We start from the raw sequence: 13,691 nt of genomic DNA on the forward strand, positions 1-13,691 counted from the left end.
GCGAATGAGCCGCCTCAGTCGATGCTCAGGCGGTAGCCGATGCCTCGCACGGTTTGAAGCCAGACGGGATTGGCCGGATCCTCTTCGATCTTGCGGCGCAGACGATTGATCTGCACGTCGATCGTTCGCTCGCCGACCTCGGCATCGTCGCCGATCAGCTCGTGGCGCGGAATGGTGTCGCCGGCGCGCTTTGCGAAGAGCAGCATGATTTCCTGTTCGCGGTCCGTCAGCCGGATCAGCTCGGAAGACTTCTTCAGTTCCTTGCGCGAGAGTGAGAAGGTGTAGGGGCCGAACATGACCTGCTCGATCTTTGGCGCGTCTGCCGGTGTGTTGCGTCTGAGAATGTTGCTGATGCGCAGGACCAGTTCGCGCGGATCGAACGGCTTGGAGAGATAGTCATCAGCGCCGGCTTCAAGGCCGGCTATCCTGCTGTCGGCCTCGGCCAACGCCGTCAGCATGATAATCGGGATGTTCTTGATATCGCGCAGGCCCGCCGTCAGCGCGATGCCGGATTCGCCTGGCATCATGACGTCCATGATGATGAGATCGAAATCGAGCCCTTCGAGCTTGCGACGAGCCTCGGCCCCATCGGCGGCGACTGTCACCCGAAAACCTTTTTCCATGAGATAGCGATTGAGCAACGCCCGGATACGGGTGTCGTCATCGACCACCAGAAGATGGGCCGCGTCGTCCGAAATGGGTGTCTTGGTCGTCATTCAATCCATCTCATTTCTGTTTCTGTCCTGCATGCCCTTCAAAAACCTCTTGACGCTTTCGCGCTCGTTGTCAGAGGCGCTTCCGAATGCCTTCTCAATACGGCGCGATTGCGGCTCCGCTAGCGCCAGGGCGAGGTCCCGTCCGGCCTTTGTCGGGTAGAGTTTTCGCTGTCTGCGGTCCTCGGGCCCGGCCACCTGGTGAATATAGCCTGAATCGATCAATTGTTTGAGGACTCTCGCCAAACTCTGTTTGGTGATCTTCAATGTTTCCAAAAGGTCTGCAACGGTCATGCCCGGTTCGCGGTTAACGAAATGCACGATACGGTGGTGCGCCCGGCCGAAGCCGCTCTTGCTCAGGATTGCGTCGGGATCGGAGACGAAGTCGCGATAGGCGAAGAACAGCAGCTCGATGATTTCGAAGTCGACGATATCAGCGTTTCCCATCGGCGTTTCGAGCAGTTCCGGTCTTGCTGCCTTTTGGCTCGTCTGTCGTGGCACCTTGGCATTTCCTTTCCCGTGTCACCGCGTTCCGGACACTTCAGTAGAAATAAGTCAGTATCGTTGACATATTATGATGCCATGCTAGTTTCCGCAAGATTGCGGCGGCTGGACGATGACGACCTTGTCGGGCAAAATAAGCCTGGCTCCGCAAAACTCCAATAGAACACACTTTCTGCCAGTTGCGTCACTGGATAGAGTGTATTCGGAGCAACAATCAACAGACTTGGCCTATAGGCGCCGGAGGATAGACGAATGGCATCAGTTCCTTTTGACCAACTGGATGGCGAGATCTGGTTCAACGGCGAATTTGTCGCCTGGAAGGATGCCAAGATTCATGTGCTGACCCACGGCCTGCACTATGCAAGTGCGGTGTTCGAAGGCGAGCGTGCCTACGGTGGCAAGGTCTTTAGGCTGACCGAGCACAATCAGCGCCTTCACAAGTCTGCCGACATCCTCGGCTTCAAGATCCCCTACAGCGTCGAGGAACTCGACAAGGCGACTATCGAGCTCCTCAAGCGCCAGGGCTTTTCCGATGCCTATGTTCGCCCCATCGCCTGGCGCGGCAGCGAGATGATGGGCGTTTCGGCCCAATCCAACCGCATCAACGTTGCCATCGCCATCTGGCAATGGGGAAGCTATTTCAATCCGGCCGAGAAGCTCAAGGGGATCAGGCTCGATATAGCGGAGTATCGCCGTCCCGATCCGCGCACTGCACCCTGCGCGTCAAAGGCGGCTGGGCTTTACATGATCTGCACCATTTCAAAGCATGCGGCAGAAGCCAAGGGATATGCCGATGCAATGATGCTCGACTATCGCGGCCAGGTCGCCGAGGCGACGGGCGCCAATATCTTTTTCGTCAAGGATGGCGTCATCCACACACCTACGCCCGATTGCTTCCTGAATGGCATCACCCGGCAGACGGTGATCGCGCTGGCCAAACGCCGCGGGATCGAGGTCGTGGAGCGGGTGATCATGCCGGAAGAATTGCGTGATTTCAGTGAATGCTTCCTCACAGGCTCGGCAGCCGAGGTGACCCCGGTTTCCGAAATCGGGCCTTACACGTTCAAGCCCGCGACCATCTCGGAGACACTGATGAACGACTATATGAGGGAAGTCTATCCATCGGCCGCAGTCGCCGCCGAATAGTTCATGATCGAAAGCCGGGTTCCATCGTGCCTCCCGGCTTTCGAAGGCTAGGATATTACTTGGAGCGGTTCATGACCGCTCCGACGATTCCGGACAGGATGCCGCCGCCGACCAGTGCGCCAATGCCCTGGGCGACGAGCCCGGTCAGGCCGGCTTCACCGCCGACAAGCGTCAGCAGGATGCCGCCGCCGACACCACCGATTGCGCCGGCGATGGTTCTGGCGACAACGCTGGCCGCTTCCTGTTTCAGCACGGCACTCGTCAGGTTTCCGCCGACCGCGCCGGCGATCAGTTGAGTGATGATTGGCATCAAAGATTCCATGCTAGTCCCCTCTCTCCCCCGGTCGACAATCGTACCGGATCCCGTTATCTCGTCTCCGTCCAGGACGGTGAAGGAGAACCGCCCTTCACAAGGTCGGAGTTTATCACGCAATTGTACAAAGGGATAGAAAGGCAACTGCCGCGAGTGAAATGAGCGCTGGATGGTGACGAATTATAGGAGAAAAGCGGCCATTTGGCCGCTTTTGTTGTTTTTAGTTGTAAACATAGACCACCCGGCGGGTGCCGGGATCGACCAGCACGGGCTGGCCGTTGATTCGCACGTAGCTATAGCGATAGTCCGGTATGGTGCGAACGGCGATGTCGCGCGGCAATTCGGTGCCGACAACGACGCTGCCCTTCAGTCGGACGGCATCGACGGGATTTTCATCGATGTAGTTACGGATGGTTCTTGGCGGCGTGACAGCCTCCACATCTTCCACCGTTCCAAGAAGTTCATCCCCGGGGGCGGGGGCAGCGTTCACGCTGCCGGTGTTGACCTCGTCTGTCTGCTGATAGGTCACGACCGGAACTCCTAGATCCGTGCTGTGCTGTTCGACGACGACGGGGGCACCATTCTGCTCGACGCTCAGTGATTGGGCGTAGGCCCAGCCCCGCATGCCGTTGACGTCGATGCGGCACCAGTGGCTACCCGCGACGCATCCGTCGAGCATTGCCTCCGATCCCCGTGTTGCCGTGCCCACAGTAGGATATTGAGTGCCAGGGCCGGTGTGCACATCGATGTCCGACATGGTGGTCGCCGACATCTGCGCCTCGGCCAGTCCCGCACTTGCAGCGAAGATGACGCCCGCCGCCAATAGGTTTCTCTTGAAGCGCATAGGGTCTCTCCTTGTTGATGATCTCTTGGTGGGTCAAAAACGTATGGATCGGACCGATGTTCCAAAATTAAGGAAAACGACGCCTGTGAAGGCTTTCGGCATTTCCAACAAGCTATTGAAAATTCAAATAAATATTTGAATATCGTCCACCCAAGTCTTTTTTCGATGAGTTCGAAATTGCGGCCGATGCCGATTGAGGATTTATCTTCCTAAGGCTCAACCGTTCCGCCGTTTTCAAAGGACAGGGGCTGCACATCGATGTGTTTGGAGCTATAGGGAAGGCTCATATCTCAACGCAAGAGGCGCTTATGGGCATGCTTCAGGCCGGCATCATTCCGGTGACACCGTTCCAGCAGAATTGCACGATCCTGTTCGATCCGGATACCAAGGAAGGTGTCATCGTTGATCCGGGCGGTGACGTCGAACTCATCCTCGAGACGGTGCGGGAGAACGGCCTGACACTGAAGGCGATCTGGCTGACGCATGGGCATATCGACCATGCGGGCGGCGCCAAGGACGTCAAAGAGGCGCTCGGCCTGGAGATTGTCGGCCCGCATGAAGACGATCTGCCGCTGCTTCAGCTGATCGAGGACAGAGGTAAGGCATTCAATATTCCGGGCGTGCGCAACGTTACCCCGGACAGGTTCCTGAACGACGGCGACAAGGTTTCCTTCGGGGAGCACGAATTCGAGGTGTTCCACTGTCCGGGGCACTCGCCGGGCCACGTGATCTTCTTCAACAAGGAACAGGGGTTCGCCCATCTCGGCGACGTGTTGTTTCATGGCTCGATCGGCCGCACCGACCTTCCGGGCGGCAATCACCAGCAGTTGCTGGATTCGATCCGCGACAAGGTGCTACCGCTTGGGGACAATGTCGGCTTCATCTGCGGCCACGGTCCTGGCGGGCAGATCGGCGAGGAGCGCCGGACCAATCCCTTCCTTCGCGGAATATGATGCCACAAACGCAAGACGCCGCCCAAAGAGCGGCGTCTTAATTTTATCGATAGCTGAGGATCAGTTGGCGACGCAGAAGTGTCGAGCGCCGTCATAACCTACATAGGTGCCGGTGCGGGCGTCGAAGCTGCCGTAACGGTCATAGCAATAACGCATCCACTGCGGTGACCAGGGGCGAAGGCCGACTGCCGGACCTGGGTAGTAGACCCGGGTAGGCGCGCGATAATAATAGGGCGGCGGGGGCGGAGGAGCGTCGTAGTAGGGGTCCGGTTCGACGTAGCGCGGCTGGTTGGCAATGACAGACCCAACGACCAGGCCGGTCGCGAGGCCGGCGGCACCAGCAACCCAGCCACTATTGTCGTGATGATGATGCCAGCCGTCGTCTGCTGATGCGGCCGAAAGTGACGCAAATGTCATCGCCGCGGCTGCCGCTGAGATAATGAGGGATTTGCCTAAAGTGTTCATCTGTCCTGTCCTTGCAGAGAATCGGGAGACCCGTTTCATGGGCTTCGATTACGCCAAACTAACGGCAGCAAGGTGAATACAGGCTGAATGAGAGCCCGGCATTCAGCCGGGCTTGAAATCTGCTGGTGACGTGCTGGAAGTCAGCCGGAAACCTGGAGGTTTACCGCCTTTGGTCCCTTGCCGCGACGATCCGGCTCGGTGTCGAAGCTGACCTTCTGATTTTCGGTGAGGCCCGAAAGACCCGAGGCCTGAACAGCGGAGATATGAACGAAAATGTCGGCGCCGCCCCGATCTGGCTTGATAAAGCCGAAGCCCTTGTCGGTGTTGAAGAATTTAACAATGCCAGTCTCGGCCATGCGTCAGTTCCCTTTTCTCTCCGCCCACCGTCCGTGCGGGCGGCATCACTGTCTTTACCCTTGCGGGCGCTTGCAGGCAGTTCTCGCAGTCTGAGGAAAGGGTCCCTCTACCTCGGCCGTGATGTTCAATCCAAACCTCGCGGTTCGATTTCAAATCAGGCTGACCGGAGTATTGGCGTCTCCGGCGCGCATTCTTATAAGGACTTCCCATGCTCGTAAAATGCCCGAACACCTTTGAGAGTGCTGGGTTTATCGGGAGTTGGCAAGCAAAAGTTTTTTAACGTTTCCACTTGGCTCTCTCGTCTCCGGCGGAAGTCAAGGGCGGCATGTTAAATTTTTCTACACCATGCCGGATCGCTGCCCGTTTCGCATCGTCAGCGATATAAGTCCCGCCAAATTTTCCCAAATCGATGGCGCGGAGGCGATTATGTCGCGTTGATAGAATTGTGCGGTGCGGCGCTCGCTTCAGGATTTCGGCCGCGTCTTGGTTCTAGTCTGAAATCGCCCGACGGCGCGCCATCTCGGGCACCAGTTCGACCGTCAGCATCGCTGCAAACATCAATGCGCATCCGACATAGCCGAGCGGCGAAACCGTTTCCCCGAGGATAAGGGCGGCGAGCGAAGCGCCGAACAGGGCCTCGGATGACAGGAAGATCGCGGCCTGGGAGGACGTCGTATAGCGCTGACCGATCACTTGCAGGGCGAAGGCAAGGCCCGACGAGAAAATGCCGACATAGAGGATTTCCCAGATTGCGTCGCTGATCGCCTCAAGGCTGATCGGCTCGGTCACGATGGCGGCAGCAAGACCGGCTGCGGCCGTCACCGCGAACTGCACGGCGGAAATTGCAAGCGGACGGCCGGTCTCGGCGACAGCCGATCCTGCAAGCGTGATCTGGATCGCCCAGAAGATCGCGCAGACAACGGTCAACAGATCGCCAACCGTCAGGTGGGAGAACGAGCCACCGGAGAGAAGGTAGATCCCGGTCAGCGCCATCAGGGCGGCGGGCCAGATTACCCAGTGCGGCGGGCGACGCAGGAAGACGACCGCGATCATCGGTACGAAGACGACGTAAAGGCCGGTGATGAAGCTGGAATTGGTGACAGTCGTTGTCTGAAGGCCGACCTGCTGGGTGGCCGCGCCGCCGAAGAGGGCAATTCCGACAAGTGTGAAAGACATCGCATTCTTGCGCGTGACAGGCGCTGCAGCCTTTCGGGCTTCAAGCCAGACGAAGGGCAGCACGACGATGGCGGCAACGGCAAAACGCAGTCCGATGAACCAGAACGGGCCGATCGCATGCATCGCCGTTGACTGGGCAACGAACCCGCCGCCCCATATCGCTGCCGCAAGCAATAGAACCAGATTCGCCTGAACGCGCGTCATATTCGCCCTTGATATCAGGAGGGATGTCGATGGCGCGACGGTTAGCAGTTGCCTTTCCATTGGGCAAGGGCGCGCGGGAACTCGCTCAGCGCGGCCAATTCACTTCGTATCCGCTGCCCGGGAGATCCGAAGCAACGCGCCGTTGTCGGCGTCTGTGGTGATCAGCAGGGCGCCATCGGGCGCGACCACCACATCGCGCAGCCGGCCGAAATCGCCCGTCAGCATCCGCTCCCGTTCGACGATCTTGCCGTTGCCGTCGCGCTCGAGGCGGGACAGCAACTTGAATTTCAGGGCGGCAACCAGGAAATCACCGCTCCATTCCGGAAACATTCGGCCGTGATAGATGGCAAGCCCGCCTGGCGCGATCGACGGATCCCAGTAAAAGAGGGGCTGTTCCATCCCTGCCTTCGCGGTACCGATTCCGATCTTGGCGCCGGAATAGTCGAGGCCGTAGGTGATGATGGGCCAGCCGTAATTCTTGCCGGCCTCGATAAGGTTGATCTCATCGCCGCCCATCGGGCCGTGTTCTACGGTGTAGAGCTTGCCGTCGGCGCTGTCGAACGTCATGCCCTCGGGATTGCGGTGGCCCTTCGTCCATATCTCTGGCAGGGCCGTTGCGCCATCCTTGAACGGGTTGTCGGCGGGAAGACTGCCGTCGGCATTGATGTGGACGATCGAACCGGCGTCGTCCTTGAAATCCTGGGCACGGCCCATCTCGCCGCGATCGCCGAGGCTGACGAACAGACTGCCGTCCTTGTCGATGGCGATACGCGAGCCGAATTGCAGTCCGCCCTCGGAGAGGTGATTCATCTGGAAGATGCGCTTGACGTTGGTGATCCGCTTTTCGTCGCTTGCTAGACTCGCACTGAAAGCGGCCGTACCGATACCGCCAGGGCCGGCCACGGATGCGGTAAAATAGATCGTCCGGTTCACGGTGAATTTCGGATCGAGTGCGACATCGAGCAGACCGCCCTGGCCGCGGACGGCGATATCGGGCAGGCCTGAAATGGGCTCGAGGACGTGGCCGTCGCGGATGATCCGCATTCGGGCCGGGCGCTCGGTGACGAGATAAGCGCCATCGGGCAGCACCTCGACCGCCCAGGGATGGGAGAGCCCCGTCGCTATCGTTTCGACCTTGACTGTCACGAGCTGCGTCTTGACGGTTTGTGTCGTCGCGGCATGTCCTTCAGAGGCTGCCGGAATGAGTGCCATGGCGACGAATGCCAAGGTTTTTGCTCTGAGCATGCTGTTCAAGATCCGCCTCCTTTTGGGCCTCCTCAAGGCAAGGTGGTGGAGGCCGGCGGCGGTTCAAGGCGGATTGACGGCCGGGTAACGCGTTTGTGTGACCACGCCGTCCCTCGCTTTGCCACAGCCTTCATAAATAACGTCACTGTGACGCCTTTGCGCTTGAAACCCGGGCTCACATTCGACATAGACCTTACCGCAGAAATCTGGTCCACAGTTTCTGCTGTTTTCAACCGAATAGGACCGATCACCATGGCCTTTCTTGCCGACGCTCTTTCCCGTGTTAAGCCTTCTGCCACCATCGCCGTTTCCCAGAAAGCGCGCGAGCTGAAAGCAAAAGGACGCGACGTGATCGGCCTTGGCGCCGGCGAGCCGGATTTCGATACGCCGGACAATATCAAGCAGGCTGCGATCGACGCGATCAACCGCGGCGAGACGAAGTACACGCCGGTCTCCGGTATTCCGGAATTGCGCAAGGCGATCGTTGCCAAGTTCAAGCGCGAAAACGGTCTCGAATACGCAATGGAGCAGACGATCGTCGGCACCGGCGGAAAGCAGATTCTTTTCAACGCCTTCATGGCGACGATGAACGCAGGCGATGAAGTCGTCATCCCGGCGCCTTACTGGGTGTCTTACCCGGAAATGGTGGCGCTTTGCGGCGGCACGCCGGTGTTCGTTTCGGCGACACAGGAAAACAACTTCAAGCTGACCGCTGCCGATCTCGACAAGGCGATCACCGCGAAGACCAAGTGGTTCATCTTCAACTCGCCGTCGAATCCGTCGGGCGCTGCCTATACCCATGCCGAGCTGAAGGCTCTAACGGACGTGCTAATGAAGCACCCGCATGTCTGGGTGCTGACCGACGACATGTATGAGCACCTGACCTATGGCGACTTCAAGTTCGTCACGCCCGTTGAGGTCGAGCCTGCGCTTTACGACCGCACCTTGACGATGAACGGCGTATCGAAGGCCTATGCGATGACCGGCTGGCGTATCGGCTATGCGGCCGGCCCGCTGCAACTTATCAAGGCAATGGACATGATCCAGGGCCAGCAGACCTCGGGTGCGGCATCGATCTCGCAATGGGCGGCCGTCGAAGCGTTGAACGGTCCGCAGGATTTCATCCCAGCGAACAAGAAGATCTTCGAAGGCCGCCGCGATCTCGTGGTCTCGATGCTCAACCAGGCCAAGGGCATTTCCTGCCCGGTTCCGGAAGGGGCGTTCTACGTCTACCCGTCCTGCGCCGGCCTGATCGGCAAGACCTCGCCTTCCGGCAAGGTCATCGAGAACGACGAGGACTTCGTGTCCGAGCTGCTGGAATCGGAAGGCGTCGCCGTCGTCCACGGTTCGGCCTTCGGCCTCGGCCCCAACTTCCGCATCTCCTACGCGACCTCCGAAGACCTGCTCGAAGAAGCCTGCCGCCGTATCCAGCGCTTCTGCAACGCCTGCAACTAAGCATGGTTTGGTTATGATCGAGAGCCCGTCAGCGATGGCGGGCTCTCCCCGTTTTTGATGGTGGGCACCTATCGAAAGTCGGTGTTATTCCTGAAACTGCATCGGTTAGAATTTCGTACACTGCCTTGGATTTGTTATTCGGGAGGCCAAGTTGACGGTCATCGGGATTGATCATGTTCAACTCGCAATGCCGGCAGGAAAGGAGAGGGCTGCCCGTGATTTCTATCAGCGACTGCTTGGTCTCAACGAGGTGCCCAAGCCTGCGAACCTGGCCGGGAGGGGCGGGTGTTGGTTCGAGGCAAATGGCGTCAAGATTGATCTAGGTGTCGACGCCAATTTCTCGCCCGCGCGAAAAGCGCACCCAGGCCTCATTTTCAGTGATCTGGCATCTATAGTCGCAACGTCGGAAGCGGTTGGATTTCCGACTTTGTCGGACGAGCCGTTGAGTGGCTATAACAGACGATACGTGAGCGATCCGTTCGGCAACAGGATCGAATTGATGCAAGTCGTTTGATTCTGGCTATAGGGCGCTGGTTGACCATCACTTGGCCTCTAAGGGGTAGAAACGACGCCGCGTTCACATCCCGCTTCAACGCCCTACCGATCCGATTCCGCCCCTACCTCCATCCCATTGAAATAACGATCAAAGCCCCAATCCCGTCAGCATGATGAATGTGGCGAAGAGGATGAAATGGGTCATGCCTTCGATGGCGTTCGTCTCGCCGTCATTGAGGTTTATCGCAGCGGCGATGAGGGTGATGATGACCATGACCGTCTGGACCGGCGACATCGCCATGATGAAGGGCTGGCCGGTGTAAAGTGCTATCGCCTCCATCATCGGGACGGTCAGGATGACCGTCGATAGCGAGGCGCCCATGGCGATGTTGACTGTTGCCTGCATGCGGTTGCGAAGGGCGGCCCTTAGTGCCGTGAGGATCTCAGGTGCGGCAGAGATTGCCGCGACGATGATGGCGGCAATGGCAGGCGGTGCGCCGCTGCCCCTCAGGCCGGTGCTCATGAACGCCGACATGAACTCGGCCAATAGGCCGATAATGACGACGCCGACGAGAATGGTGGCAATCGAGACGGCCGAGGACTCGTCTTCATGGGCCTCCTGCGCGCTTTCCTTACGCTTTTCCGTGCGGGGATAGCTGTAGCTGAAGAAATAACTGTGCTGGCCGACCTGCATCCTGAGGAAGAGGGCATAGAGGGCGATCATGGCGCCGATGGTGAAGGCGGAATAATAGTGCCATTTGGCATCGGGGATGAATTCCGGCACGATCATCGAGATGCCCATCGCGGTCAGGATCATCACGCCATAGGTCTTGCCGCTGTCGTCGTTGTAGGGTTGCTCGCCGTGCTTCAAGCCGCCAAGCAGGGCTGCAAGGCCGAGGATGCCGTTAATGTCGAGCATGACCGCCGAATATATCGTGTCGCGGACCAGCGTCGGCGAGCTTTCGCCGCTCATGAGGATGGCAAGGATGATGACCTCGACCGCGACAGCTGCAAGCGTCAGGATCATGGTGCCGTAGGGATCGCCGACTTTGACGGCCAGTACTTCGGCATGGTGGGCGACGCGCATCGAGGCGAGAACGATGGTTGCAATGAGCGCGATCGCTGCAAGGATCGCAGCACCTCTGCCCATCTCCAGGACCCAATGTTCGCCAAAAAAAGCGACAACCGCCACGGCAAGCGAGATTAAGAGAAACCTCTCCTCTTTCAGAATGCTCGATATCCCCACAGGCCGCGGCTCCGATCCCGATTCAGTTTTGCAATCTAAGGCAATGATTTCTCACATCAAGCAAGCTGCAACCTAGCAAAAATTTGCAGTTGCGCCCTTTTGGTGGAATACTCCCCGCAATCGCGCTCCCGGATAGATGCACCGATCCCGACGCACTTTGCCGGACGCTCATGATTGAACGAGATGAAATCCGGAACGTGCCGGCGCTTTCGAGCGCCAGAAGAAGAACGAGGAGACATCTGAATGGTCAAGGTTACTTACGAAGTGGTTCCGCATGACGGGGGGTGGGCTTACAAGCTTGCGGATGTCTATTCGGAAGCTTTTCCAACCCATTCGGATGCGTTGCAGGCCGCCCGCATTGTCGCTGCCGAACAGCAGGTCGGCGGCGAATCGGCCGAGATCAGTTATCAGGACGAGCATGGCCGCTGGCATGAGGAATATACCGACGGCGGCGATCGTCCGGAGACCGAGGTCATAGACGGCCGTTGGATGAAGCGGTCAGCGGAGGCGTCTCCTGAGGCGTCTCCTGAGGCGTGAAGTCGAGCAGCGACTGACTTGCAGGCAGGCAGTGCTGCCTTAGATCTTACGCGACATAATCCAGCAGTCCCGCCACCAGCGCGTCGAAGGTTACGTGGCAGCGCGGCGAGGATTTCAGGTTTTCGTGCATCGCGACCCATGTGTTCATCGGCAATTCGAACTCAGGCAGCAGGCGGACGAGATTTGCGTCCCGCCTGGCGAGCGGCAACTGGCACAGTCCGATGCCGACGCCGGCGCGGATTGCGGCGATCTGCGCCAGCCCACTATCGGCCTTGAAGGCAAATTTTGCCGGATCGAGGACGGGATAGCGCTTCAACATGACGCGGATATAGGCGCTCTGGCGATCGAAGCCGACAATTCGGTGACGAGCGAGATCGGCCACCTGTTCAGGCCGCTGCCTTCCGTCCAGATAACAGCGATGTGCGAAGAAGCCGAGTCGGATGGTGCCGATGCGACGCACGACGAGGGCATCCTGCGACGGTTCGGCCATGCGCACTGCGATATCGGCTTCCCGCTGCAGAAGATCTTCTATCGCGTCGGAGGCTGAGAGCTCGACAGTCAGGCCGGGATATCGCTCCTGCAGGTCGGCAAGGATCGGCGGGAGCACCTCTATGCCGATGACTTCGCTGGCGCTGATGCGCACAGTTCCGGAGATATTGCCCCGTTGACCGGATGCAGCGCGCAGCAGCGCTGCCGAGGTGGCGGCCAAGGTCTCCGCGTAAGGGCGCAGGTCAAGCGCTGCCTCTGTCGGCAACAGGCCGAGTTGCGATCTGGTAAAAAGCTCCGCGCCGATAGCCTGTTCCAGTGCGTCGATGTGGCGGCCGACCGTCGGCTGCGTCAGCCCGAGTTCTCGCGCTGCCGCTGACAGCGAGCCATGCTGAAGGACGGCGAGAAATGTCTTGTAGAAGTCCCAGCTCGGTTCGGTCGTTGTCATAAATATTTGTATATCATATGCACATTTTTACGCAATTTTGTTTATCGGCTTTCCCGGGCATTGTCGCCTCATCGAAAAGATGGAGATGACAATGATCAAACAGACAGACAGCAGAAACACAGCCCTCGTTCTTGGCGCCACTGGCGGCATCGGCGGAGCGGTTGCCAAAGGTCTCGCAGCGCGGGGCTGGAATGTCAGGGCGTTGAACCGCGACGTCGCGATGGCCTCGCGGTCGCTGCCCTTGTACGAATGGGTAGGGGGCGACGCCATGAACGCGGCCGACGTGCTCAAGGCAGCAGAGGGCGCAAGCCTTATCGTCCACGCAGTCAATCCGCCCGGCTACAGGAACTGGGGCGAGCTTGTGCTGCCGATGCTGGACAATACGATCGCAGCGGCCCGCACCGTCGGGGCGCGCATCGTCCTGCCGGGCACGGTCTACAATTTCGGGCCGGACGCCTTTCCGATCCTGACTGAAGGCAGCCCTCAGCGGGCCGCTACGGTAAAGGGCGGCATCCGCGTGGAAATGGAGCGGCGTCTAAAGCAGGCCGCCGAGGGCGGAACGCCGGTCATCATCGTCCGTGCCGGTGATTATTTCGGGCCGGATGCGGCCAACAATTGGTTCAGTCAGGGGCTGGTCAAGGCAGGCAAGCAGGTCACGTCGGTGATGTATCCGGGCAAGGCAGGGCTTGGCCATCAGTGGGCCTATATTCCGGATGTTGCCGAGACAATGATCCGCCTTGTCGAAAAAGGTGACACATTGCCGGCCTTCGGCGTCTACCACATGGAGGGCTTCTGGGATTCGAACGGCCGGCAGATGATCGCCGCCATCGAGGGGGCCGTCGGTCGCAAGCTCAAGGTACGGAATTTCCCCTGGTGGCTGCTGCCGGTTGCGGCACCATTTGTCACCTTCATGCGGGAGCTTCGCGAGATGAGCTATCTGTGGAGGGAGCCGCTGCGAATGCGGAACGACAAGCTCGTTTCGGCGCTTGGCGCGGAACCACGGACGCCGATCAACGAAGCGGTGCGCGCGACCCTGGCTTCGATCGACTGCCGCTAGGAATTTGCGTCAAGCAGGTCGCGCCTGACCTCGAGAGGTTCGGCGCG

The 13,691-nt window shown here is 59.1% G+C and carries 15 protein-coding genes; 5 read left to right on the forward strand and 10 right to left on the reverse strand.

Going from position 1 to position 13,691, the window contains the following annotated elements; all coding sequences use genetic code 11:
- Window positions 1-14: 14 nt before the first annotated feature.
- Complete coding sequence (locus tag AB4Z52_RS02830) at window positions 15-716, reverse strand: response regulator (protein ID WP_442216367.1); 702 nt, start codon at window positions 714-716, stop codon at window positions 15-17.
- Window positions 717-1,214, reverse strand: a complete 498-nt coding sequence (locus AB4Z52_RS02835) for a MarR family winged helix-turn-helix transcriptional regulator (protein ID WP_442216368.1) — start codon at window positions 1,212-1,214, stop codon at window positions 717-719.
- Between the two features lie 255 nt (window positions 1,215-1,469).
- Here AB4Z52_RS02835 and AB4Z52_RS02840 point away from each other — a divergent pair, with 255 nt between their 5' ends.
- Complete coding sequence (locus AB4Z52_RS02840; protein WP_442216369.1) at window positions 1,470-2,363, forward strand: branched-chain amino acid aminotransferase; 894 nt, start codon at window positions 1,470-1,472, stop codon at window positions 2,361-2,363.
- A 55-nt stretch (window positions 2,364-2,418) separates the two neighbouring features.
- Here the strand turns inward: AB4Z52_RS02840 and AB4Z52_RS02845 are convergent, their stop codons facing one another.
- Both AB4Z52_RS02845 and AB4Z52_RS02850 read right to left on the reverse strand, forming a co-directional pair.
- Window positions 2,419-2,685, reverse strand: coding sequence for a hypothetical protein (locus tag AB4Z52_RS02845; protein WP_442216370.1), 267 nt, complete (start codon window positions 2,683-2,685; stop codon window positions 2,419-2,421).
- Window positions 2,686-2,896: 211 nt separating this feature from the next.
- Complete coding sequence (locus AB4Z52_RS02850) at window positions 2,897-3,520, reverse strand: DUF1236 domain-containing protein (protein WP_442216371.1); 624 nt, start codon at window positions 3,518-3,520, stop codon at window positions 2,897-2,899.
- A 308-nt stretch (window positions 3,521-3,828) separates the two neighbouring features.
- Between AB4Z52_RS02850 and AB4Z52_RS02855 the strand changes: the two genes are divergently transcribed.
- Complete coding sequence (locus AB4Z52_RS02855) at window positions 3,829-4,473, forward strand: MBL fold metallo-hydrolase (protein WP_442216372.1); 645 nt, start codon at window positions 3,829-3,831, stop codon at window positions 4,471-4,473.
- A gap of 60 nt (window positions 4,474-4,533) precedes the next feature.
- Here the strand turns inward: AB4Z52_RS02855 and AB4Z52_RS02860 are convergent, their stop codons facing one another.
- The 4 genes from AB4Z52_RS02860 to AB4Z52_RS02875 form a co-directional block, all read right to left on the reverse strand.
- A complete protein-coding gene (locus tag AB4Z52_RS02860; RefSeq protein ID WP_442216373.1) occupies window positions 4,534-4,938 on the reverse strand; it encodes a BA14K family protein in 405 nt (134 codons plus the stop codon).
- Between the two features lie 140 nt (window positions 4,939-5,078).
- Complete coding sequence (locus tag AB4Z52_RS02865) at window positions 5,079-5,294, reverse strand: cold-shock protein (protein WP_442216374.1); 216 nt, start codon at window positions 5,292-5,294, stop codon at window positions 5,079-5,081.
- 490 nt (window positions 5,295-5,784) lie between these two features.
- Window positions 5,785-6,675: a DMT family transporter gene (locus AB4Z52_RS02870; protein ID WP_442216375.1), complete on the reverse strand. Its 891-nt coding sequence runs from the start codon at window positions 6,673-6,675 to the stop codon at window positions 5,785-5,787.
- Between the two features lie 99 nt (window positions 6,676-6,774).
- Window positions 6,775-7,920 carry a PQQ-dependent sugar dehydrogenase gene (locus AB4Z52_RS02875; RefSeq protein WP_442216648.1) on the reverse strand — a complete coding sequence of 382 codons (1,146 nt, stop codon included), beginning with the start codon at window positions 7,918-7,920 and terminating at the stop codon, window positions 6,775-6,777.
- A 252-nt stretch (window positions 7,921-8,172) separates the two neighbouring features.
- Between AB4Z52_RS02875 and AB4Z52_RS02880 the strand changes: the two genes are divergently transcribed.
- Window positions 8,173-9,375 (forward strand): pyridoxal phosphate-dependent aminotransferase, encoded by a 1,203-nt coding sequence (locus AB4Z52_RS02880; RefSeq protein ID WP_442216376.1) that lies wholly within the window; start codon window positions 8,173-8,175, stop codon window positions 9,373-9,375.
- A 643-nt stretch (window positions 9,376-10,018) separates the two neighbouring features.
- Here AB4Z52_RS02880 and AB4Z52_RS02885 read toward each other — a convergent pair.
- The gene (locus AB4Z52_RS02885) at window positions 10,019-11,116 is read right to left on the reverse strand and encodes a calcium:proton antiporter (protein ID WP_442216377.1); all 1,098 of its coding nucleotides are present in this window, start codon (window positions 11,114-11,116) and stop codon (window positions 10,019-10,021) included.
- Window positions 11,117-11,359: 243 nt separating this feature from the next.
- On the opposite strand from AB4Z52_RS02885, the gene AB4Z52_RS02890 reads away from it, so the two are divergent.
- The gene (locus AB4Z52_RS02890; RefSeq protein WP_442216378.1) at window positions 11,360-11,653 is read left to right on the forward strand and encodes a DUF2188 domain-containing protein; all 294 of its coding nucleotides are present in this window, start codon (window positions 11,360-11,362) and stop codon (window positions 11,651-11,653) included.
- Window positions 11,654-11,699: 46 nt separating this feature from the next.
- On the opposite strand, the gene AB4Z52_RS02895 is transcribed toward AB4Z52_RS02890, so the two are convergent.
- Complete coding sequence (locus AB4Z52_RS02895) at window positions 11,700-12,587, reverse strand: LysR family transcriptional regulator (protein WP_442216379.1); 888 nt, start codon at window positions 12,585-12,587, stop codon at window positions 11,700-11,702.
- Between the two features lie 91 nt (window positions 12,588-12,678).
- Here AB4Z52_RS02895 and AB4Z52_RS02900 point away from each other — a divergent pair, with 91 nt between their 5' ends.
- Window positions 12,679-13,644 carry an NAD-dependent epimerase/dehydratase family protein gene (locus AB4Z52_RS02900; protein ID WP_442216380.1) on the forward strand — a complete coding sequence of 322 codons (966 nt, stop codon included), beginning with the start codon at window positions 12,679-12,681 and terminating at the stop codon, window positions 13,642-13,644.
- Window positions 13,645-13,691: the final 47 nt, after the last annotated feature.

The sequence above is a fragment of the Rhizobium sp. 2YAF20 genome (genome assembly GCF_052114685.1).
In the GTDB taxonomy this organism is placed as follows: domain Bacteria; phylum Pseudomonadota; class Alphaproteobacteria; order Rhizobiales; family Rhizobiaceae; genus Rhizobium.